This is a genomic window from Pseudomonas entomophila (genome assembly GCF_018417595.1).
Classification (GTDB): domain Bacteria; phylum Pseudomonadota; class Gammaproteobacteria; order Pseudomonadales; family Pseudomonadaceae; genus Aquipseudomonas; species Aquipseudomonas entomophila_C.
Map to the genome: position 1 here is coordinate 2,516,880 of NZ_CP070982.1, position 20,252 is coordinate 2,537,131.

The 20,252-nt window shown below is 63.0% G+C and carries 17 protein-coding genes; 13 read left to right on the plus strand and 4 right to left on the minus strand.

The features are described 5' to 3' along the window. Nucleotides 1-137 precede the first annotated feature (137 nt). Together JYG34_RS11350 and tam are read left to right on the plus strand one after the other, a co-directional pair. Nucleotides 138-1,547: an amino acid permease gene (locus JYG34_RS11350; RefSeq protein WP_044488010.1), complete on the plus strand. Its 1,410-nt coding sequence runs from the start codon at nucleotides 138-140 to the stop codon at nucleotides 1,545-1,547. 114 nt (nucleotides 1,548-1,661) lie between these two features. Continuing rightward, complete coding sequence (gene tam, locus JYG34_RS11355) at nucleotides 1,662-2,438, plus strand: trans-aconitate 2-methyltransferase (protein ID WP_213660769.1); 777 nt, start codon at nucleotides 1,662-1,664, stop codon at nucleotides 2,436-2,438. On the opposite strand, the gene JYG34_RS11360 is transcribed toward tam, so the two are convergent. Together JYG34_RS11360 and JYG34_RS11365 are read right to left on the minus strand one after the other, a co-directional pair. Next, nucleotides 2,415-2,789, minus strand: coding sequence for a DUF2784 domain-containing protein (locus tag JYG34_RS11360; RefSeq protein WP_213660770.1), 375 nt, complete (start codon nucleotides 2,787-2,789; stop codon nucleotides 2,415-2,417). The genes tam and JYG34_RS11360 overlap by 24 nt on opposite strands. A 682-nt stretch (nucleotides 2,790-3,471) precedes the next feature. Continuing rightward, complete coding sequence (locus tag JYG34_RS11365; protein ID WP_213660771.1) at nucleotides 3,472-4,341, minus strand: LysR substrate-binding domain-containing protein; 870 nt, start codon at nucleotides 4,339-4,341, stop codon at nucleotides 3,472-3,474. Between the two features lie 263 nt (nucleotides 4,342-4,604). Between JYG34_RS11365 and JYG34_RS11370 the strand changes: the two genes are divergently transcribed. Continuing rightward, entirely contained in the window at nucleotides 4,605-5,921 is a 1,317-nt protein-coding gene (locus JYG34_RS11370; RefSeq protein ID WP_213660772.1) for an MFS transporter, read from the plus strand. A 14-nt stretch (nucleotides 5,922-5,935) separates the two neighbouring features. Further along, a complete protein-coding gene (locus JYG34_RS11375; RefSeq protein ID WP_213660773.1) occupies nucleotides 5,936-7,327 on the plus strand; it encodes an FAD-dependent oxidoreductase in 1,392 nt (463 codons plus the stop codon). Nucleotides 7,328-7,335: 8 nt separating this feature from the next. Here the strand turns inward: JYG34_RS11375 and JYG34_RS11380 are convergent, their stop codons facing one another. Both JYG34_RS11380 and JYG34_RS11385 read right to left on the minus strand, forming a co-directional pair. After that, nucleotides 7,336-8,622 (minus strand): sensor histidine kinase, encoded by a 1,287-nt coding sequence (locus JYG34_RS11380; RefSeq protein WP_213660774.1) that lies wholly within the window; start codon nucleotides 8,620-8,622, stop codon nucleotides 7,336-7,338. Continuing rightward, nucleotides 8,619-9,359: a response regulator gene (locus JYG34_RS11385; RefSeq protein ID WP_213660775.1), complete on the minus strand. Its 741-nt coding sequence runs from the start codon at nucleotides 9,357-9,359 to the stop codon at nucleotides 8,619-8,621. The genes JYG34_RS11380 and JYG34_RS11385 overlap by 4 nt, the downstream gene beginning before the upstream one ends. A gap of 218 nt (nucleotides 9,360-9,577) precedes the next feature. On the opposite strand from JYG34_RS11385, the gene JYG34_RS11390 reads away from it, so the two are divergent. The 9 genes from JYG34_RS11390 to JYG34_RS11430 all read left to right on the plus strand — a co-directional run bounded on the left by JYG34_RS11390 (nucleotide 9,578) and on the right by JYG34_RS11430 (nucleotide 18,881). Next, the gene (locus tag JYG34_RS11390; RefSeq protein WP_213660776.1) at nucleotides 9,578-9,847 is read left to right on the plus strand and encodes a DUF2790 domain-containing protein; all 270 of its coding nucleotides are present in this window, start codon (nucleotides 9,578-9,580) and stop codon (nucleotides 9,845-9,847) included. Nucleotides 9,848-9,862: 15 nt separating this feature from the next. Then, nucleotides 9,863-10,420 carry a thioredoxin family protein gene (locus JYG34_RS11395; protein ID WP_213660777.1) on the plus strand — a complete coding sequence of 186 codons (558 nt, stop codon included), beginning with the start codon at nucleotides 9,863-9,865 and terminating at the stop codon, nucleotides 10,418-10,420. A 135-nt stretch (nucleotides 10,421-10,555) separates the two neighbouring features. Next, nucleotides 10,556-11,434: a DMT family transporter gene (locus JYG34_RS11400; protein ID WP_213660778.1), complete on the plus strand. Its 879-nt coding sequence runs from the start codon at nucleotides 10,556-10,558 to the stop codon at nucleotides 11,432-11,434. Between the two features lie 292 nt (nucleotides 11,435-11,726). Then, the gene (locus JYG34_RS11405; RefSeq protein ID WP_213660779.1) at nucleotides 11,727-14,051 is read left to right on the plus strand and encodes an FdhF/YdeP family oxidoreductase; all 2,325 of its coding nucleotides are present in this window, start codon (nucleotides 11,727-11,729) and stop codon (nucleotides 14,049-14,051) included. A 99-nt stretch (nucleotides 14,052-14,150) separates the two neighbouring features. Next, entirely contained in the window at nucleotides 14,151-15,542 is a 1,392-nt protein-coding gene (locus JYG34_RS11410) for a cytochrome ubiquinol oxidase subunit I (RefSeq protein WP_213660780.1), read from the plus strand. A gap of 14 nt (nucleotides 15,543-15,556) precedes the next feature. Continuing rightward, nucleotides 15,557-16,573, plus strand: coding sequence for a cytochrome d ubiquinol oxidase subunit II (cydB, locus tag JYG34_RS11415; protein WP_213660781.1), 1,017 nt, complete (start codon nucleotides 15,557-15,559; stop codon nucleotides 16,571-16,573). 310 nt (nucleotides 16,574-16,883) lie between these two features. Then, the gene (locus tag JYG34_RS11420) at nucleotides 16,884-17,366 is read left to right on the plus strand and encodes an Hcp family type VI secretion system effector (RefSeq protein ID WP_213660782.1); all 483 of its coding nucleotides are present in this window, start codon (nucleotides 16,884-16,886) and stop codon (nucleotides 17,364-17,366) included. Further along, complete coding sequence (locus tag JYG34_RS11425) at nucleotides 17,363-18,079, plus strand: DUF4225 domain-containing protein (protein WP_213660783.1); 717 nt, start codon at nucleotides 17,363-17,365, stop codon at nucleotides 18,077-18,079. Before JYG34_RS11420 ends, JYG34_RS11425 begins: the two co-directional genes overlap by 4 nt. 511 nt (nucleotides 18,080-18,590) lie before the next feature. Continuing rightward, the gene (locus JYG34_RS11430) at nucleotides 18,591-18,881 is read left to right on the plus strand and encodes a hypothetical protein (protein WP_213660784.1); all 291 of its coding nucleotides are present in this window, start codon (nucleotides 18,591-18,593) and stop codon (nucleotides 18,879-18,881) included. Nucleotides 18,882-20,252 lie beyond the last annotated feature (1,371 nt).

The following is a 20,252-nucleotide window of genomic DNA, read 5'->3' on the forward strand; positions in this document are numbered from 1 at the left end:
GCGTAAGCAGGCCGCCACGGATGGCCTGCGTGTGCACCGCACACCTCCCTGCCCGCACTGATGTACAGGTGAGACCGATAGCCATCGGGGTTTCACAGTTTTTCCTTGGATAAAAAGAAGCACGGGGTATTTAACTGATGGAAGCTACATCCACATCCACCACCGCGAAGGACGGGCACGAGAGCAAACTCAGTGCCTCGTTGAAGTCGCGCCACCTGACGATGATGTCCATCGCCGGAGTGATCGGCGGCGCCTTGTTCGTCGGTTCCGGCAGCGTGATCCACAGCGCCGGCCCAGCTGCGGTCCTGGCGTATCTGGCCGGCGGCATCCTGGTGGTGCTGATCATGCGCATGCTGGGCGAGATGGCGACATCCTCGCCGGACACCGGCTCGTTCTCCACCTACGCCGACCGCGCCATCGGGCGCTGGGCCGGTTTCACCATCGGCTGGCTGTACTGGTGGTACTGGGTGATCCTGATGGCCTGGGAGGCCTATGTCGCCGGCAAGATCCTGCATGGCTTCTTCCCCGACGTCAGCGTCAACGTGTTCGTGCTGGCCACCACGCTGCTGCTGATCACCGTCAACTTCTTCAACGTCAAGCACTACGGCGAGTTCGAGTTCTGGTTCGCGCTGATCAAGGTGGTGGCGATCGTCTGCTTCCTGGTGGTGTGCACTGCCGCGGTGATGAACGTCTGGCAGTTCGGTGAAGTGCGCGGCATCAGCCACCTGACCGCCGAAGGCTTCATGCCCAACGGCATCACCACGGTGATCGGCGCGCTGCTGGGGGTGATGTTCGCCTTCCTGGGCGCCGAGATCGTCACCATCGCCGCCTCCGAAGCCAAGGACCCGGCCACCCAGATCGTCAAGGCCACCAACTCGGTGGTGTGGCGTGTGTGCCTGTTCTATGTGGGCTCGATCTTCCTGATCGTCTGCCTGGTGCCGTGGAACGACCCGCAACTGGGTGTCTCCGGCTATGGTGCCTATCGCCGTACGCTGGAGCTGCTGGGCGTGCCCTATGCCGAGCTGCTGATGAACTTCGTGGTGCTGACCTCGGTGAGCAGCTGCCTGATCTCCGGCCACTACACCGCTTCGCGCATGCTGTTCTCCCTGGCCCAGCGTGGCGACGCGCCGCGTCTGTTCAAGTTCACCCGCACCGGTACCGGTGTACCGGTGAACGCGATCATCGGCTCGTGCCTGGTGGCGGTGTTCTGCGCGCTGATCAACTTCAGCGACACCCTGCGCCCGAAAGACGTGCTGGAAACCCTGATGAACACCACCGGCATGATCGCCCTGCTGGTGTACCTGGTGATCGCCTTCTCGCAACTGCGCATGCGCCGCAAGCTGATCGCCGAGGGCAAGGAAGTGCGCCTGAAGATGTGGTTGTTCCCCTGGTTGACCTACCTGGTGATCGTGTTCATCGTGGCCGCCCTGGTGACCATGGCGTTCATGCCTGACTACCAGATCCTGGTGATTTCCACCGGCATTGCCGCAGCCATCGTGGTGGCCATGGGCGTGGTGCACCAGATCCGTAGCGCCAAGCGTCACTAAGCGCCAGGCGTTGCATGAAACGGCCGGATCCCTCCAGGGGATCCGGCCGTTTTCGTTCGTTGTGGTGGCGACTTGGCTTATGCTGCACGCATCTGCCATCGAAGGAGCCCACCCATGGCCTGGTCCGCCACCCAGTACTCACGCTTCGAAGATGAACGCACACGCGCCGTGCGCGACCTGCTCGCCGCGGTACCGCCGCGCCCGGTGCGCCATGCCACCGACCTGGGCTGCGGCCCTGGCAACTCCACCGAAGTGCTGTTGCAGCGCCACCCCGATGCCCAGGTGACCGCGCTGGACAGCGACCCGGACATGATCGAAAAGGCCCGGCAACGCCCGCGCCTGAGTGTGCCGCGGGTGCGCTGTGATATTGCCGATATCGGCAGTTGGGTTGCCCAGGAGCCACAGGACCTGATCCTCGCCAACGCTTCGCTGCAGTGGCTGCCGGAGCATGGCAGCCTCTACCCGCACCTGGTGCGGCAGTTGAGCGAAGGGGCCAGCCTGGCCGTGCAGACGCCCGACAACCTCGACGAACCCGCTCACCACCAGTTGCGCGAGATTGCCAGCCGCGGGCCGTGGTCCGACAAGTTCGCCGACTTCAGCCTGCCGCCCCGGCATGGCGCGGCGTTCTATTACGATCTGCTCAGCCCGTTGTGCGCACGGGTGGATGTATGGCGCACCACCTACCATCACCCGTTGATGGGCGGCGCGGAGGCGGTCGTGGAGTGGTTCAAGGGGTCGGCGTTGCGGCCGTACCTGGCCAGGCTGGATGAACAGGAGCAGGCGGACTTCCTGCAGTTGTACCTGCAGGCCATGCAGCATGACTATCCACCGGCCACCGATGGCAAGGTGTTGTTGCCGTTCCCGCGGTTATTTGTGGTGGCGACGCGCTAGGCGCCAGAGCACGTAGCCGTAGATTCCCAGGTTGAGCAGCAGGACGAAGGTACCGAGCCATAGTTGGATCTGCGGAGTCAGCCCGACCGGATAGATAACCGGCCAGATGTAGTGTTCGACGAATCCCCCGGGGTAGCCGCTGTCGCCGGCAGCGGCGCGCAGGCGGTTCTCCCAGGCGGTGAGCGGGCACTCCAGGTGCAGGCCCTCCACCGCCAGGCCCCAGGCGAGGGCGGGCAGGTGGATGAACAGGGCACGGCGGTGCTTGAGCGCCAGCAGGCCGCCGAACAGGACCAGCAGGATGAAGGACAGGTGGAACAGGACCAGGGTGTCGGCGGCTAGGCGGTAGAGCATGGGTGGGGCCTTGGGGGGAGCCGGGTATGTTAGGGGGGCATTGTATTTGAGTTCCTGAGTTCCTGAGTTCCTGAGTCGTTAGTTGGTTTTTGTGTTTGTGGGCATATCCGTTTGCTTTGTTGACGCAGAGTCACCTTTGCGCCCTTGCGGCCAGGCCTTTCAAGGTGTTCGACGTTAGCGTTGTAGCGCCAATGAGATCGAGCGCCGCCCGCGCGGCGCATCGCGGATGAATCCGCTCCTACATCGGTTGCAACGTGCCGCACCTGTCAGGCCATGGTTGCCAGCCTTGGCGCATGGCGTGAGCCGGGCGGGGCGGCGGTAGCGCCTGCCGAAAAACCGCGTCGTACAAACAAGGCGAACAACCATGGCCTATCGGTCATGGCCACGTTGCAACGAATGTAGGAGCGGATTCATCCGCGATGCGCCGCGCGGGCGGCGCTCGATCTGATAGACGCCGCAAGAATCCCGGCGGGCATCTGGCGGCCCTGATGCGGTCACGCCCCCTGCGTCCAAAGACCTTGAAAGGGATGGCCGTAAGGGCGCAAAGGTGAATCAGCGTCTCCATCGCCAATGGATATGCTTACAAAACTCCAAACCCAAACTCTTAAAGCCGAAGCCGAAGCCGAAGCCGAAGCCGAAGCCGAAGCCGAAGCCGAAGCCGAAGCCGAAGCCGAAGCCAAAATCAAAGCCCCTCCCGCACCATCTCCAGAAACGTAGCCACCACCCGTCGCGTCCGCTGCTCGCTCAGGCACACCAGCGTCTCGGTCAGATGCCGCTGGCAATCGACAATCGGCAAGGCACAAACCCGGGCATCGGCCCCGAACTCCGCCGCCGACACCACCCCCACGCCAATCCCCACCACCACGGCCTCGCGCGCCGCCTCCCGGCCTTCCACCTGGATCGCCGGACGAATGCGCAACCCGGCCCGCTGCATTTCCTCATCCAGCGTCTGCCGCGTCACCGACCCCGGCTCGCGCAACACCAGCGGCGTGTCGTCCAGGTCCGCCAGGCTGATCTCGCCACGGCTGGCCCACGGATGCTGATGCGAGACGAACGCCACCATCGGGTCCCGGCGCATCGGCACGCAATACAGGCGTTCGTCATCGACATCACGCCCCAGCAGGGCAAGGTCGGCCTGGTAGCTGAACAACCGGGCCAGCGACTCATCGGTGTTGCCGGTCTCGATCTTCACCTGGATGCCCGGGTAGCGCTGGCAGAAGCGCGCGATCTGCGGCAGCACGTGCACCGGGGCATCCACCGCCAGCACCAGGCTGCCGGTGTGCAGGGCGCGGGAGTCCTGCAGCAGTTCAACGGCCTCCGCCTCGCAGGCGAACAGGCGCTGGGTCACCCCCAGCAGGCGCTCGCCCAGGTCGGTCAGTTGCACCGAGCGTTTGTTGCGGTGGAACAGCAGCACCCCGAAGCGCTCCTCCAGCTTGCGCACCTGGTCGGACACCGCCGGCTGGGTGAGGAACAGCCGTTCAGCCGCACGAGTGAAGCTGCCCTGTTCGGCGACGGCGTGGAAGGCCTTGAGTTGAGCATGGGAGACCGACATCGAAGACTCCTGTTACAAGCTGGGCTTATGAGTGAAATACGATAAATCGATTTTATTTATCAGTCTGCACCTGTTTCCATGTCTTTCAACCCCGGACTGGCCGCCACAAGCGGCGTTCAAGGGCCATGGCTGCCGAGGGTCACGCCAGACCGCCGAGCCATCTGACCAGGTGACGTCCCTCCGTCACGCAGTGCGCAACACAACAACAAGACAGGCGTTTCTTCACATTCTGCCGGCACACTCAAGCAAGAGGTCAGATCCACATGAATCAATCCCTGGGCGCCATCAAGCGGTGGCGCATGCAGATCTTCGCGATCACCTGGCTGGCCTACGCCGCCTTCTACTTCACCCGCAAGGCCTTCTCGGTCGCCAAGCTCGGCATCGCCGAAGACCCGACGTTCATGCTCGACAAGGCCGCCATGGCCAACCTCGATGCGATCTACCTGGCCGCCTATGCCGTGGGCCAGTTCACCTGGGGCATGCTCGCCGATCGCTTCGGGCCGCGGGTGGTGGTGCTGGGTGGCTTGTTGATCTCCGCCGTCGCCGCCGTGGTGATGGGTAGCTACGCGACCTTCCCGATCTTCGCCACCTGCATGCTTGTACAAGGCCTGGCGCAGTCCACCGGTTGGGCGGGGTTGTGCAAGAACATCGGCAGTTTCTTCCCCGCCTCGCAGCGTGGGCGGGTGCTTGGGCTGTGGAGCTCGTGTTATGCCTTCGGTGGGTTGGTCGCTTCGCCGTTCGCCGGTTGGTGGGCCTACACCCTGGTCGGCACCTGGCATGCGGCGTTCTTCTCCAGCGCCGCGGTGGTGGCGGGCGTAGCCGTGCTGTTCTTCATCTTCCAGCGCAACAAGCCTGAGGATGTCGGCTTGCCGGCGGTGGAACCGGAACCCCAGAGCATGGCCCCGGGCGCGAACCTGTGCAGCGTCTGGGCGCCACTGCGCGAGATTCTGCGCAACCGCACGGTGCTTACCCTGGGGCTGGCCTATTTCATGCTCAAGCCCGCGCGCTACGCCATCCTGCTCTGGGGGCCGGTGATCGTCTTCGAGCAGATGCCCACGGTGGGCAAGGTGGGCGCGGCGATCATTCCCACCGCCTTCGAGCTGGCCGGGCTGCTCGGGCCGATCATCATCGGCCTGGCCTCGGACAAGCTGTTCGGCGCCCGGCGCATGCCGGCCTGCGTGATCAGCCTGGTGCTGCTGACCGTGACCCTGGCGGGCTTCATGGCGGCGATGCACAGCGGCAGCGTGGCGCTGGTGGTGGCCTTGCTGTTCGTCATGGGCCTGACCCTGTACGGCCCGGACTCGATGATCAGCGGCGCCGCGGCCATCGACTTCGGCACCGCCAAAGCCGGCGCCACGGCGGCCGGTTTCGTCAACGGCTGCGGCTCGGTGGGCGCGGTGCTCGGTGGCTTGCTGCCGGGCTACTTCGACAGCGTCACGGTGTTCATGATCTTCGCCGGCACCGCGCTGTTCTCCGCCCTGGTGCTGCTGCCGCACTGGAACAGCCGCCCGGCGACCGCGCCACAGGCCAACGACGTGGCTCCCAACACCGGCATGGCGATCAAGCCACTGCGTACCTAGAGGAAAGCGAGTAGATGAGACCCTTCTGGCTGCAACAGGCCCTGGACCAGGAAGACGAAGCACTGTGCCCGCCGCTGCAAGGCGACGCCCGCTGCGATGTGTGCATCGTCGGGGGTGGCTACACCGGGCTGTGGACGGCCCTGATGCTCAAGGAGCAAGCGCCGCAACTCGACGTGCTGCTGGTCGAGGCGGACATCTGCGGCGCCGGTGCCAGTGGCCGCAATGGTGGCTGCGCACTGTCCTGGTCGGCCAAGTACTTCACCCTTGAGCGTCTGTTCGGGGTGGTGGAGGCGATACGCCTGGTGCGTGAGTCGGAACGCAGCATCGAGGCCATCGGCGCGTTCTGCCGCGCCAATGGCATCCACTGCGACTACCGTATGGACGGTACCCTGTACACCGCCACGAACCAGGCCCAGGTTGGCGGTACCGACGCGGTGATCGCCGCGCTGGAGCAGAAGGGGATCAATTCGTTCCAGCGTTTGCCGTTGGCACAGGTGCAGCGGGTTGCCGGCTCCAGCCGCCACCTCGAGGGCTGGTATTCACCGGCCGCGGCCACGGTGCAACCCGGGCGGCTGGTGCGCGGCCTGCGTCGGGTCGCCCTGCAGCGCGGCGTGCGCATTCATGAGGGTACCGCGATGACCGGGCTGGAGCATGGCGCCCCGGTGCAGGTGCGCACCCAGGGTGGGACCGTTCGCGCCGACCGCGTGGTGCTGGGGCTCAATGCCTGGATGGCGCGGGCCTTCCCGCAGTTCGAGCGCAGCGTGGCGATCGTCTCCAGCGACATGGTGATCACCGAGCCGTGCCCGGAACTGCTGCGCCAGATCGGCCTGGACAGCGGGGTCAGCGTGCTCGACTCACGGATCTTCGTGCACTACTACCACAACACCTCCGATGGCCGGCTGATGCTGGGCAAGGGCGGCAACACCTTCGCCTATGGCGGGCGCATGCTGCCGGTGTTCGACCAGCCATCGCCTTACCAGCCATTGCTGCGCGACAGCCTCACGGAGTTCTTCCCGGCGCTGGCCGATGTTCCCCTGGCAGCCAGCTGGAACGGCCCCTCGGATCGCTCGGTGACCGGCCTGCCGTTCTTTGGTCGGCTCGACGGGCAGGGCAACGTGTTCTACGGCTTCGGTTACTCCGGCAGCGGTGTCGGGCCGTGCCACATGGGCGGGCAGATCCTGGCGTCGCTGGCACTGGGCCTGGACAACGACTGGACCCGCTCACCGCTGGTCAAGGGGCCGCTCGGGCAGTTCCCGCCGGAACCGATCCGCTACCTGGGGTCGTTGATGGTGCGCAACGCCATCCGGCGCAAGGAGCATGCCGAGGACCGCGGTGCACGACCGCGCCGGCTGGATGTGCGGTTGGCGCGCTTCGCGGCGGCGGCGGGGAAGGCGGACAAGGGCTGAGCGGCGCTTCAGCGCAGCTCGATCTGCGCGCACAGCCCGCCTTCCAGGCGATTGCTCAGGGTCAGGTTGCCGCCCATGGACTGGATCAATTGCTGGGCGATCGCCAACCCCAGCCCGGTGCCGCCGGTGCTGCGGTTGCGCGAGGCCTCGACGCGGTAGAACGGCTTGAGCACTTCGTCCAGTTCGTCTGCCGGGATGCCCGGGCCGTCATCCAGCACGCGGATCAGCGTCACCCCCTGTTCGTGGTTCACTTCCAGGCGTGCGGCACCGGCGAACTTCAAGGCGTTGTCCACCAAGTTCACCAGCACCCGGCGCAGGGCATGGGGGCGGGTTTCCAGGGTGGCCTGGGCGCTGCCATGGCGATCCACCCTGGCACCGCTGTCCTGGTAGTCGAAGACCAGGCTGTCGAGGAAGGCGTCGAGGTTGACCCGGCAGGGCGCCTCGGTGCTGCTGTCCATGCTGCGGGCGTAGGCCACGCCCTCGCGCACCAGGTGCTCCATGGCATCCAGGTCATGCCACAGCTTTTCCTTCTCCAACCCTTCGTCCATCTGCTCCACCCGCAGCTTCATGCGCGTGATCGGGGTCTGCAGGTCGTGGGAAATGGCGGCCAGCAGTTGCATGCGCTCCTTGAGGTAGGCGGCGATGCGCGCCTGCAGGGCGTTGAAGGCGACTGCGGCGTAACGCACTTCACGCGGGCCGCTCTCGTCGAGCAGCGGCCCGGGGCTGTTCGGGTCGAGGTTGTCGACAGCCTGCACCAGGCGTGTCAGTGGCCCGATGGCCAGGCGAACCGCCAGCCAGGTGCACGACAGCAGTACCAGCAACTGGATCAGCAGGACCCCGGGCAGCCAGGTGGCCACTGGCACCGGAGTGGGGGTGACATCGATGGTCAGCGGCGCGCCATCGGCCAGGCGCAGGTGGGCCTGGAAGTGCGCGTTGGGGCCGGGAATTTCCTGGAACGTCAGGCGGTACTGGCCGCCGATGGCCTTGACGATCGACTCGGCGGCCATGGGCGGGTCGGCCGTTGGCATTGCGGTGCCTTGCACACCGCCATCCAGGCGGTAGCGGTAGGTACGTCGCTCCAGCCGCGTGAGCCAGGCCGGGCGTTCTGCCGCAGGCAGGCGGTCGAGGATGGCCACCGAGGTGGCGACGTCCATTTCCAGGTTGCTGAGCATCATCGAGCGGCTGCTGACGTAGCGCTCGTAGGCTTGCAGGCTGAACGACAGGCCGTAGGCCAGCACCAGGCCGGTGAAGAAGATCAGGGCCAGGCGCGAGGCCAGGGTGCGCGGCCACTTCATATAGACGCCCCCAGCAGTTGCACCGCCAGGGAGAATACATAGCCCTCGCTGCGCACGGTCTTGATGCAGGTGGGCTCGCGGGCGTCATCGCCCAGGCGCTGACGCAGGCGGCTGACCAGCAGGTCGATGGAACGGTCGAAGATGTCTGCTTCGCGGCCCTGGGTGAGGTTGAGCAGTTGTTCGCGGCTGAGCACCCGCTGGGGGTGGTCAAGAAACACTCGCAACAGGCGGTACTCGGCGCCGGACAACGCCACCAGGGTGCCTTCGCTGTCGAGCAGGTGGCGCGCGGTGGTGTCCAGGCGCCAGGGGCCGAAGGCGATCAGCTGGCTGCTTTCGCTGATGGTGAGGTTGGGCGGCAGCATGCGGGTGCGGCGCAGCACGGCGTTGATCCGCGCCAGCAGTTCGCGGGCGGAGAAGGGCTTGGTGAGGTAGTCGTCGGCGCCCATTTCCAGGCCGATGATGCGGTCGGTCTCGTCGTTGCGCGCGGTGAGCATCAGCACCGGCGTGTTGCGGTGCTTGCCCGCACGCAGCTCGCGGCACAGCAGCAGGCCATCGTCGCCGGGCATCATGATGTCGAGGACGATCAGGTCGACCGCGTTGTTCTCCAGGAAGGCGCGCATCTGCCGGCCATCGGCGACGATGCTGGTGCGCAGGCCGTTCTTCTTCAGGTAGTTGCCGACCAGTTCGCGGATCTCGCGGTCGTCGTCGACGACCAGGATGTGATCGACATGTTCCATCGGGCGGTGTCCTTGTACGTTGGGAGTGGGCGCAGTCTACCGAGGTGATTGCGGCTTGCCTGCCCCGGTTTGTATTGCAGTGTATCTGTTGTATCCGCAGATACAGGAGGAGGCACGGCGGCCGCTGGGCCGACACAAGCGGGATACCTGGCGGGCATCAAATGGCGCTACCGGGAAGCACACGCCTTCCCACATAAAGCCGCACAAGGAGACACACCATGAACGCCAAGACCTTCGCCAGCGCCAGCCTGTTCGCCCTGCTCAGCCTGGGTGCCTTCGCCGCACAGGCCGCCACCCAGCCAGCCCCCGAAACCATGCCGTATCACTACGGGGAGCATCTGGACGTGAAGAAAGTGCTGTCGATCCAGACGGATCCGAGCGTCAGCTGCGGGGTGGCCAACTCACGCATGAACTACCTCGACTCCCAAGGCCGCCAGCACGACCTGCAATACCTCACCTATGCCACCGATGGCTGCCACGAACACTGATCGGGAGCCTGGCCGATGACTTCGATACCTGGCGGCGCCTGGCGCCGCCCTGGGCGTGTGTTGCTGGTCGCCGTGGCGGCCACCTGCGCCCTGGGTGGCCTGGCCCTGGCGGCCCGGTCGCCCGCGCCCGACCTGGGGGCCATGCCACCGTTGGCCGGCGCGCAGCAGTGGCTCAACTCGCCACCACTGGATGGCGCCGCGCTCAAGGGCAAGGTGGTACTGGTCGACTTCTGGACCTATGACTGCATCAACTGCCGGCGCAGCCTGCCGCATGTCAACGACTGGGCCCGGCGCTACGCCGACCAGGGGTTGGTGGTGATCGGGGTGCACACACCGGAGTACGACTACGAGCACGATGTCGGCAACCTGCGCACGCAGGTCCGGCAGTTGGGCATCGGCTACCCCGTGGCGGTGGACAACGACTACCGCATCTGGAATGCCTGGGGGAATCAGTTCTGGCCCGCACATTACTTCGTCGACCGCCGTGGCCAGGTCCGTCATGTGCATTTTGGTGAGGGGGACTACGCAGGCCAGGAACAGGTGATCCGGCAATTGCTGGACGAGCGGGAGTGACCCAGGCCTGGGGAAAGTGGCCGATCAGCGAACGGAATGTACCAATTGGAACATAAAGCTTTGTCCATCCCCGGGGTTCTCTTCTAGAATCCGCGCATGCCCAGGCGCCATGCCGGGCCATCGCCCGAGAGCCTCATGAGTTCCAGTACGCCGCTGTCCGGAGTCAACCAGCCGCTGCGCGGCATCGCCCTGGTGGTGGTGGCCACCTTCCTGTTTGCCAGCCACGATGGGCTTTCGAAGTTTCTCGGTGGCGTGTACCCGATCATCATGGTGGTGTGGGCGCGCTATGTGGTGCACACGTTGCTGATGGCCGGGATCTTCCTGCCCAAGGCGGGCCTTGCCGTGTTGCGCACCCGCCGGCCGCTGCTGCAGACCCTGCGCGCACTCAGCCTGCTCAGCACCAGCTTGTTGTTCACCGCTGGCCTGCAGTATCTGCCGCTGGCGGAGGCAACCTCGGTCAACTTCCTCGCGCCGGTGCTGGTCACCGCGTTGTCGGTGCCCTTGCTCAAGGAGCGGGTCACGCTGGGGCAGTGGGTGGCGGTGGTGATGGGGTTCATCGGTGTGTTGGTGGTGGTTCACCCGGGGGGCGCCCTGTTCACGCCGGCCATCCTGTTCCCGTTCGGTTCGGCGCTGGGGTTCTGCTTCTACCAGTTGCTCACGCGCAAGTTGGCGGCCCATGACAGCCCGACCACCAGCAACTTCTACGCGGGGTTGTGCAATACCTTGATCATGACGGCGCTGGTGCCGTTCTTCTGGCAGGTGCCGGCTTGGCCGCACGTGTTGTTGATGTTGGCGCTGGGCGGCTGCGGCATGACCGCGCACCTGCTGTTGACCCAGGCGTTCCGCCATGCCGCGCCAGCGTTGCTGGCGCCGTTCAGTTACTGCCAGATCGTGTTTGCCGGGTTGCTGGGGGCGGTGGTGTTCGGTCAGGTGCCGGACGGGATGAGCCTGGCGGGAATTTCGGTCATTTGCCTGAGCGGGTTGGCGGCGGCGTGGATGCAGCGGCGCGGCTAAGGTTTCGGGGCGCTGTCAGGATTGCATTCGCCGGCAAACCATTTTGAAGTTCATATAATCAGCCTGTTTGAAGTTTTGCGCGATGTCCGATTGTATTTAATGAACACGTGATTGGTGTTATCTATCGTGGTGGCATGATAGAGAGTGCCGATCATTTCGTCATAACTTTTGATTGGACGGCCGTGTATCGCAGTCAATAGCCTGTAGGGGTCGACAGTGTTGAAGTTGGTTATTCGGATAACTTGAAACTTCGCGCTGGTTATTCCGCACACCGCGATCACGGGTGACCCTGATGAACGAAGAAGAACATATCAAGCGTTACAATGGCCCGGCCGCAGGCTGGGGCGCGCTCAAGAGCGTGACCAAGGCCTGGCTGGGCAGCGAGAACGCCGTCAAGAACATCCGCATGATGCTCAAGACCAACCAGGACAGTGGTTTCGACTGCCCCGGCTGTGCCTGGGGCGAGTCGCCCGAGAGCGGCATGGTCAAGTTCTGCGAGAACGGCGCCAAGGCGGTCAACTGGGAAGCCACCGGGCGCTCGGTGGACCCGGCATTCTTCGCCAAGTACAGCGTCGGCGCACTGCTTGAGCAGAGTGACTACTGGCTCGAATACCAGGGCCGGCTGTCCCATCCGATGCGTTATGACGCCGCCACCGACCACTATGTCGAGATCAGTTGGGACGACGCCTTCGCCCTGATCGCCCAGCACTTGAACAGCCTTGAGTCGCCTGATCAGGCTGACTTCTATACATCGGGTCGAGCCAGCAACGAAGCCGCCTTCCTTTATCAGTTGTTCGTGCGCACCTTCGGTACCAACAACTTCCCCGATTGCTCGAACATGTGTCACGAGGCCAGTGGCCTGGGCATGTCCAGCACCCTGGGCGTGGGCAAGGGCACCGTGGTGTTCCACGACCTGGAGCAGGCCGACGCGATCTTCGTCATCGGCCAGAACCCTGGCACCAATCACCCGCGCATGCTCGAACCCTTGCGTGAAGCGGTGGAGCGCGGCGCCCAGGTGGTGTGTTTCAACCCGCTGAAGGAGCGCGGCCTGGAGCGCTTCCAGCACCCGCAGCACCCGTTCGAGATGCTCAGCAACGGTTCCGAACCGACCAACACCGCTTACTTCCGCCCAGCCCTGGGCGGCGACATGGCAGTGCTGCGCGGCATGGCCAAGTTCCTCCTGCAGTGGGAGCGCGAGGCCCAGGCCAACGGCATGCCGCCGGTGTTCGACCATGCCTTCATCAAGGCCCATACCGATGGTATGGACGACTACCTGGCGCAGGTCGACGCCACTTCCTGGGAACACATCGTCGAGCAGTCCGGCCTGAGCAAGGCCGAGATCGAGCTGGCCGCGCGCATGTACCGCAAGGCCGAGCGGGTGATCATGTGTTGGGCCATGGGCGTCACCCAACACCGTCACTCGGTGCCGACCGTGCAGGAGATCGTCAACCTGCAATTGCTGCGCGGCAATGTCGGCCGCCCGGGCGCCGGGTTGTCGCCGGTGCGTGGCCACAGCAACGTGCAGGGCGACCGCAGCATGGGCATCGACGAGAAACCGCCGACCTGGTTGCTCGACAACCTGCAACAGCGCTTCGGCATCGAGGTGCCGCGCGGCCACGGGCACAATGCCGTGCTGGCGATCCAGGCCATGGAGGAGGGGCGCACCAAGGTGTTCGTCGCCCTGGGCGGCAACTTCGCCCAGGCCACCCCGGACACCCCGCGCACCCATGCGGCGCTGCGCAACTGCGAATTGACCGTGCACATCGCCACCAAGCTCAACCGCTCGCACCTGGTCACCGGCCGTGACGCGCTGATCCTGCCGTGCCTGGGGCGCACCGAGATCGATATCCAGGGTGAAGGCCCGCAAGGTGTCACGGTCGAGGACACCTTCAGCATGGTGCATATCTCCCATGGCCAACTGAAACCGCGTTCGCCGCACCTGCGCTCGGAGCCGGCGATCATCGCCGGCATGGCCAAGGTGACTCTGGGCGATCGCCCCATCGACTGGGACTGGGTTGTGGCCGACTATGGGCGCATCCGCGACCTGATCGCCGATACCATTCCCGGATTCGCCGACTTCAATGCGCGCCTGCACCACCCCGGCGGCTTCTACCTGGGCAATGCCGCCGCCGAGCGCGAATGGAACACCGCCAGCGGCAAGGCGCAGTTCACCGCCTGCCCATTGCCGGCGCAACTGGTCAACGACGTGGTGCTGGCCCGTGGTGAAAAACCTGACCTGATCCTGCAGACCTTGCGCTCCCACGACCAGTACAACACCACGCTGTACGGCCTGGACGACCGCTACCGTGGCGTGTTCGGCCTGCGCGAGGTGGTCTTCGCCAATGAGGCGGACATCCGTCGGTTGGGCTTCGCGCCGGGTGACAAGGTGGACATGGTGTCGCTGTGGGAGGACGGCCTGGAGCGGCGGGTCACGGGCTTCACCCTGGTGGCCTACGACATTCCCACCGGCCAGGCAGCTGCCTACTACCCGGAGACCAACCCGCTGGTGCCTCTGGAGAGCTACGGCGACCAGACCTTCACCCCCACCTCGAAGTTCGTCGCCATTCGCCTCGAGCGGGCACAGCCGGATGCGTTGATCCACGCCGTCGCCGGATAACCCTCAACTGCCTTCATTCATCGACTGCGGGCCCTCGGGCGTGCGGCGCGCTGCTGGCCGCCGCACGGCAGGGGCCTGCCTGTCCACAAGGATATTGTCATGTCGACTCTGAGTGCACTGGACCTGGCGCGGCTGCAGTTCGCCTTCACGGTCTCGTTCCACATCATATTCCCGGCCATCACCATCGGGTTGGCCAGCTTCCTGGCCGTGCTCGAAGGCTGCTGGCTGAAAACCGGCCATTCGGTCTACAAGGATCTCTACACGTTCTGGTCGAAGATCTTCGCCGTCAACTTCGGCATGGGCGTGGTCTCGGGCCTGGTGATGGCCTACGAGTTCGGTACCAACTGGGCGCGGTTCTCCGACTTCGCCGGCAGCGTGACTGGCCCCTTGCTCACCTACGAGGTGCTCACCGCGTTCTTCCTCGAGGCGGGCTTTCTCGGGGTGATGCTGTTCGGCTGGGGCAGGGTGGGGCGCAAGCTGCATTTCTTCGCCACGATCATGGTGGCGATCGGCACGCTGATCTCGATGTTCTGGATCCTTTCGTCCAACAGCTGGATGCAAACACCCCAGGGTATCGAGATCGTCGATGGCCGTGTGGTGCCGCTGGACTGGTTCAAGATCGTCTTCAACCCGTCGTTCCCCTATCGCCTGGCGCACATGGCGCTGGCCGCGTTCCTCTCCACCGCGTTCTTCGTCGGCGCCTCGGCCGCCTGGCACCTGCTGCGCGGGCGCGACACCCCGCAAGTGCGCAAGATGCTGTCGATGGCCATGTGGATGGTGCTGGTCGCAACGCCCGTGCAGGTGGTGGTCGGTGACGCCCACGGCCTGAACACCCTGGAGCACCAGCCGGCGAAGATCGCCGCCATCGAAGGGCACTGGGACAACAAACCGGGCGAAGCCTCGCCGCTGGTGCTGTTCGGCCTGCCGGACATGGCCAGCGAAACCACCCGCTACAGCCTCGAGGTGCCTTACCTGGGCAGCCTGATCCTGACCCACAGCCTGGACAAGCAGATCCCGGCGCTGAAGAGTTTCGCCAAGGAAGACCGCCCCAACTCGACGATCATCTTCTGGAGCTTCCGGGTCATGGCCGGGCTGGGCATGCTGATGCTGGCCTGCGCGCTGCTGGCCCTGGCGCTGCGCCGCAACGGCGCGCTGTACCGCCAGCGTGCTTTCCTCTGGTTCGCCCTGCTGATGGGGCCGTCGGGGCTGATCGCCCTGCTGGCCGGCTGGTTTACCACCGAAGTGGGCCGCCAGCCCTGGGTGGTCTACGGCATGTTGCGCACCACCCAGGCGGCGTCGAACCATAGCACCATGCAGATGAGCATCACCCTGGCGGCGTTCGTGGTCATCTACTGCCTGGTGTTCACCGTGGGCATCGGCTACATGATGCGCCTGGTGCGCAAGGGCCCGACCGCGTACCAGGTGCCGCCAACCCCCGAGCAACCGCAATCGCTGGCCAGCGCGCGGCGCCCGCTGTCCGTCGCCGACTGAAAAGGAGCAGGCACATGGCAATTCAAGGTATCGACCTGTCAGTCATCTGGGGCGTGATCATCGCCTTCGGCCTGATGATGTACGTGATCATGGACGGCTTCGACCTGGGGCTGGGGATTCTCTTCCCGTTGATCGAGGACGCCAGTGATCGCGACGTGATGATGAACACCGTGGCACCGGTATGGGACGGCAACGAGACCTGGGCGGTGCTGGGGGCGGCGGCGTTGTACGGCGCCTTCCCGCTGGCCTACTCGGTGATCCTCGAGGCCCTGTACCTGCCGCTGGTGCTGGTGCTGGCCGGGCTGATCTTCCGCGGCGTGGCCTTCGAGTTCCGTTTCAAGGCCCACCCGCGCAAGCGTCACCTGTGGGACAAGGCGTTCATCGGCGGCTCGGTGCTGGCGACCTTCTTCCAGGGCGTGGCCATTGGCACCTACATCGGCGGCATCCCGGTGGTGGACCGTCAGTTCGCCGGCTCTGGCTGGGACTGGCTGGCGCCGTTCCCGTTGTTCTGCGGCGTCGGCCTGTTGCTGACCTACGCACTGCTGGGTAGCACCTGGCTGCTGATCAAGACCGACGGCATGCTCGAGTCGCGCATGCGCCACTACAGTCGTCCGCTGACCTACCTGCTGGCGCTGGTGATCGTGGTGATCTGCGCCTGGACCGCCTGGCTGCATGACGACATCGCCCAGCGTTGGTTCGGCGCCAGTCACTGGCTGCGCTCGGCGCTGATCGCGGTGCTGGCGGTGGTGGCCGTGGTGGTGATCCAGAATACCTTGCGCAAGCGCCACTCGCACCTGCCGTTCATGGCCGTGGTGGGGTTGGTGTTCCTCGGTTACCTGGGCCTGGCGATCAGTCTCTGGCCGAACATCGTGCCCCCGGGCATCACCCTGTGGCAGGCGGCCGCTCCACTGACCAGCCAGCTGTTCGCGCTGATCGGGGCGCTGTTCATCATCCCGATCATCCTGGGGTACACCTTCTGGAGCTACCACGTGTTCCGCGGCAAGGTGCAGGCGGGGGATGCGTATCACTGAGGGGGCTTTCGATTGCAGGGTGCCGGATAGGTGCGGACGATAGCCTTGCAGCATTTTCGAGGTCGAGCGGCGCGCAGGCGGCGCTCGATCTGTAGGGCACTGCAAGTGATATCGTCCAGCACCTGGCTGCCATCATGCGATAAAGAACCCGCCTTCAAAGATCCTGAAGGTGATGCGTTCTGGGCAGCTATGAAAGTCAGTGATGTCTGTCGTACTTGGTAACTTCTCAATGGCGTAATTTCGGACGCGTCTGACATACAACACGGTTTTACGTTTTTACAGTGCGAACTTTTTACAGGGAGTTCGCAGCATGGCTTATCACGGCTACATGACGATCACGGGCGCGCTTCAGGGCCTGATTTCGGCGGGGTGTTCCGCCCAGGATTCCATCGGCAACAAATGCCAGGCGGGTCATCGGGACCAGATCATGGTCCTGGCCTTCGATCACAGCCTTTCCAACCTCGACAACGTCAGCCGGGCGCTGCACCGGCCGGTCTACCTCACCAAGTTCATCGACAAGTCCACCCCGTTGCTGGCGCAGGCGCTCGATTCGAGGGAGCGGGTGGAGTGTGACCTCACCTTCTTCCGCACCAGTGCTGCGGGCCTGCAGGAGCGGTACTACTCGGTAAGGCTCGGCGGCGGGCTGATCGTCCAGCAGAACGTGGCCATGCCCCATGCCGTCCTGCTCAACGAGCAGGAACCGCAGGAGCACCTGGCGATCCGCTATCGGGAGATTTCCTGGGTGCACCATGCGGCGGGAACCACCGGTTATTCGACCTGGGGTGAAGAATGACGGCGCGCAGCGAGCACGAGGTCCCGTGGGATGACGACTTCTGGGAAGTGAGCCATGCGGCGGCCCGGCTGACTCAATATGCCTGCGAGGTGGCCGCGCGGTGTTTGGATGACGGGATGTTGCGGCTGCAGTTCACGCAGGAGATGGCGTATGTCGGGAAGGGCATTGTGGAGGAGGTCCGGACCGGCAGGAACACTGCGGAGGAGGGACTGAAGAAAATCAGGGAAGAACATCGCGCCCTCTACTCTGATGTTGTTGAATATATGAAAATTGTCGCGGGGCTAGGATCGGGGATTTTACAGGTCGCGGGTGGCGTTGCCGTTTGTAAGTACTCCGCTGGCCTCATGTGCGGTACAGCAGGCATGGCGCTTGTTCAACATGGATTGAATAATGTTTATGAGAATGGGCGTAATATTATTCAGGGAGGGAACGATACCGTAGGGCCGCTTCGTAGAGGCTATCAAGAGATCGCCAAGTCGCTTGGCGGTAAAGCATCGCATGGAAATATCGCATACGGACTTGGTGATCTACTGCTGTCTGGTTATTCTCTAGGCCGATTTGTCGTCTTGCCTACCGCTAGGCGTTTATTTAGATATATCGATTCAGATAAAGTTCGGGCTCATGTGGCGATGGGTGCCGGGCCGTTGACGTTTGAGCTAGGGGTCAATGTGCTGACGGGTGACCTGATTTGGGTAGAATGGAACAAGGAATGATTGTTCTGCTCTTCGGGTTTTGTGTGGCGGTAGGTGTCGTGCTGGCCTACATTATGAAACTCCGGCTCTCTGGTCGACGGCTTGGTTCGTGGATGTTCTGGGGGTGCGTTGGATATAATGTGTTCTTTGTTAGCTATTATCTTAGGGTTGTTCAGTCCTCCTATTTTCTTTTCATAGGATATCGACCTGACTGGCTGGAAGGTAACGCCGTGGTTGGTTGGTTATGTGTTTTGGGTATGGCTTTGCATAGTTATGCCGTGCCTGTGCAAAGGCAGGGCTCTAGACGTTAGTGGCCTGTCTCGGAATTACGTTCTCTTTTGGCGAGTGGCTTGGGAACTCCACAACCCCTCATCCGCCAGGATGGGTAGCCGGGAACAGGGCAGGTTCGGGAAACGGCAGGTGAACACCGTTTGGCCTCCCTGCGCAGACGGTCGCATGGCATACTCGTTGATGGCATGCGGCCATCTCGGTCTTCATGCCTATCCCAGTCTGATCTGCTCAAGGAAGATTCATGAAGTTCAAGTTCGCGTTGCTGGCCTCGCTGATTCTGCTATCACCCCTGGCCCTGGCTGACAGCTGCCGGTCCAATAACGTCGGCGGCCAGGATTGCCGTTACAGTGACGGCACCACCTCCAGAAGCAGGGCCAACACCTTTGGCGGTCAAGACACCACCTACAGCGATGGCAGCAGTTCCAGATCCAAGTCCAATTACTTCGGTGGCCAGGACACCACCTATAGCGATGGCCGCAGCTCCAGAAGCAGAACCAACACCTTCGGCGGCCAGGACACGACCTATCTATAGTGATGGCCGCAGCTCCAGAAGCAGATCCAACAAATTAGGTGGTCAGGACACAACCTACAGTGGAGGTAGCCGTTCGAGCGGCCGATCCAATAAGGATACCCGCCACCCCAATGCGAAGGGTGAGCGCTGGTAGTGATCCGCCGTTGTCCTGGGGGGCCAGGGGCTGTTCGTTTAGCCGGCGCCCCTACACCGTGGCAGGGTTTCAGCATCGGGTAACTCGGCGGATTGCGGTGTTTTCTACTCATGGGTTTTTTAGTGCTGCTTACTGTAGCGCCACAGTCATCTTAACTAAATCTTCCAATTTCTGGCTAGTCGATAATCTCGGCATTTCAATGGTTTGCGTTCCTGTCAGCTCGCGGATTTTAATATTTACTTGGTGCTTTCGAGGTGAGGGTTTAGTTGAGCTGGAGCGTTGTTACTAAAAGTTGGCGAATAAGCATGCAGCTACGCAATAAGAATTGCTGCTTTAGGTTCTTGAGGATATATAGTTTTCTGCTGGTCGGGTGTAATGACTCAAGATGGTCGTCAGGACCCTATCTATTGGTAAGTCCTGTCGATTGCGTCCTTGTTTTTGGAACTCCTTTTGAAGATGCCGAATGTGCTTTCTCCGATACTGGGGTAAGCACTGCGTGATGTCTGCTGCTGACCATCCACAATCCAGCAGAAAAGCCAGTAATCCGTTTCTCCACATAATCCGTCCTTTTAATGCATCAGGTGTAATGCGCTTTGCTCGGGATCTGAAATGATTTTGTAGGTTAACTGCGGGCGTGTTAGCTAGTAATTCGCCTGCTCTAATGTCTGGAAACAGGAGTCCCTCGCTAAGTTTGGAAAGTCCTAGCCAAGCGTGAGTTGCTCGCACTGGACATAGCTGAGGTAAATAGCCAATAGTCAAAAGCTGGGGCGGCGACTTAAGCGATTTTGGGGTTGGGCGAACTGTTATCTGCATTTTTTTTGGCGTCACCACCACGTCCTTTAGGCTCAGTGCGCAAGTCTCATTCATCTCCAATCCGTACCAGTAAGAAACGAGCAATATCGCTCGATTACGCACTGATGTGAGGAGTTTATGATGCATCAGGCGTGCTCTGTCTTGGTTCAGGAGGGCGCGGGCTTTTTTGAGCTCGTGTCGGTGGCGATGGATCTCGCCTTTTAACATTTTAGTCAGTTCGGAGACACAATGAAATGTAGGAGTCGTCTGTGAAGATATGGGTGCTTGTAAGCATATTACCTTCTCGAACTCCCTGCAGAGCCTTAACGCGGAGGGGCATTGGGTGGGATCTGCAAATCCGAGTGTCCGATGATAGCGAGAGAGCGCGGTTATGATCCGACTGATTTCGGTAGGGGTACTTCGGAAGCTACGCAACAGATAGAGGC

What these genes read in the sequence shown, in the direction of transcription:
- JYG34_RS11430 (WP_213660784.1), top strand. Translation starts at nt 18,591, where the DNA reads ATGAAGTTCAAGTTCGCGTTGCTGGCCTCGCTGATTCTGCTATCACCC.
- JYG34_RS11350 (WP_044488010.1), top strand. Translation starts at nt 138, where the DNA reads ATGGAAGCTACATCCACATCCACCACCGCGAAGGACGGGCACGAGAGC.
- JYG34_RS11390 (WP_213660776.1), top strand. Translation starts at nt 9,578, where the DNA reads ATGAACGCCAAGACCTTCGCCAGCGCCAGCCTGTTCGCCCTGCTCAGC.
- tam (WP_213660769.1), top strand. Translation starts at nt 1,662, where the DNA reads ATGGCCTGGTCCGCCACCCAGTACTCACGCTTCGAAGATGAACGCACA.
- JYG34_RS11380 (WP_213660774.1), bottom strand. Translation starts at nt 8,622, where the DNA reads ATGAAGTGGCCGCGCACCCTGGCCTCGCGCCTGGCCCTGATCTTCTTC.
- JYG34_RS11425 (WP_213660783.1), top strand. Translation starts at nt 17,363, where the DNA reads ATGACGGCGCGCAGCGAGCACGAGGTCCCGTGGGATGACGACTTCTGG.
- JYG34_RS11395 (WP_213660777.1), top strand. Translation starts at nt 9,863, where the DNA reads ATGACTTCGATACCTGGCGGCGCCTGGCGCCGCCCTGGGCGTGTGTTG.
- JYG34_RS11400 (WP_213660778.1), top strand. Translation starts at nt 10,556, where the DNA reads ATGAGTTCCAGTACGCCGCTGTCCGGAGTCAACCAGCCGCTGCGCGGC.
- JYG34_RS11370 (WP_213660772.1), top strand. Translation starts at nt 4,605, where the DNA reads ATGAATCAATCCCTGGGCGCCATCAAGCGGTGGCGCATGCAGATCTTC.
- JYG34_RS11420 (WP_213660782.1), top strand. Translation starts at nt 16,884, where the DNA reads ATGGCTTATCACGGCTACATGACGATCACGGGCGCGCTTCAGGGCCTG.
- JYG34_RS11360 (WP_213660770.1), bottom strand. Translation starts at nt 2,789, where the DNA reads ATGCTCTACCGCCTAGCCGCCGACACCCTGGTCCTGTTCCACCTGTCC.
- JYG34_RS11365 (WP_213660771.1), bottom strand. Translation starts at nt 4,341, where the DNA reads ATGTCGGTCTCCCATGCTCAACTCAAGGCCTTCCACGCCGTCGCCGAA.
- JYG34_RS11385 (WP_213660775.1), bottom strand. Translation starts at nt 9,359, where the DNA reads ATGGAACATGTCGATCACATCCTGGTCGTCGACGACGACCGCGAGATC.
- JYG34_RS11410 (WP_213660780.1), top strand. Translation starts at nt 14,151, where the DNA reads ATGTCGACTCTGAGTGCACTGGACCTGGCGCGGCTGCAGTTCGCCTTC.
- JYG34_RS11375 (WP_213660773.1), top strand. Translation starts at nt 5,936, where the DNA reads ATGAGACCCTTCTGGCTGCAACAGGCCCTGGACCAGGAAGACGAAGCA.
- cydB (WP_213660781.1), top strand. Translation starts at nt 15,557, where the DNA reads ATGGCAATTCAAGGTATCGACCTGTCAGTCATCTGGGGCGTGATCATC.
- JYG34_RS11405 (WP_213660779.1), top strand. Translation starts at nt 11,727, where the DNA reads ATGAACGAAGAAGAACATATCAAGCGTTACAATGGCCCGGCCGCAGGC.